Source organism: Zoogloea oryzae (assembly GCF_030161255.1).
Classification (GTDB): Bacteria; Pseudomonadota; Gammaproteobacteria; order Burkholderiales; family Rhodocyclaceae; genus Zoogloea; species Zoogloea oryzae.
Map to the genome: position 1 here is coordinate 337 of NZ_BSPX01000227.1, position 608 is coordinate 944.

1 protein-coding gene and 1 pseudogene are annotated in these 608 nt (G+C 37.0%); both read left to right on the forward strand.

The features are described from left to right. Positions 1–221 (forward strand): ATP-dependent Clp protease proteolytic subunit (locus QQK25_RS24845; protein WP_284190072.1); only part of this gene is annotated, 221 nt, incomplete at its 5' end. 190 nt (positions 222–411) lie between these two features. Next, a pseudogene (rpsL, locus tag QQK25_RS24850) lies at positions 412–525 on the forward strand (30S ribosomal protein S12); the annotation flags it as partial. Positions 526–608 lie beyond the last annotated feature (83 nt).

The window sequence follows — 608 nt, forward strand, 5'->3', positions numbered from 1 at the left end:
TAATGATCCACCAACCTGCAACTTCTTTTTATAAAGACAAAGTAGATAATTATCTCCTGGAAGGGGACGAACTAAAGAAGTTCAAAGAAAGCCTTGCACAAGTTTATGTACAAAGAACGGGAACTCCATACTCAATTATGCGGGCCGCCCTGGAAAGGGATACTTTTATGTCAGCAACAGAAGCCCAAGCTCTAGGAATTGTTGATAGTATAGGAGGATAAAAGGCCTCTATTTTCAATCAAGTAAAAATTCCATTTCAAGCGTTCGAAGAAGGGTTTGAATTAACCCATGATTTCTTATTTTTATTTGATTATATCAACATCAAATTTTAAATTCAAATGAAATAGAAAGTATTCCTAATTTATTCGGTTAGGATCGATTTAAACCAGCCCATTCTAGATACTATTCAGTATGCCAACCACTAAACAACTTATTAGAAACGCAAGACAGCCAATCAGAAATGTCACAAAATCCCCCGCTCTGCGGGGATGTCCTCAGCGTCGAGGAACATGTACTAGGGTGTATGTGCGACTCGTTTAGATCGTGAAAAAGGATCTAATTTTCCTAGTATTAATGATCCATACCAATGAATAGAATGAAAGAACTCA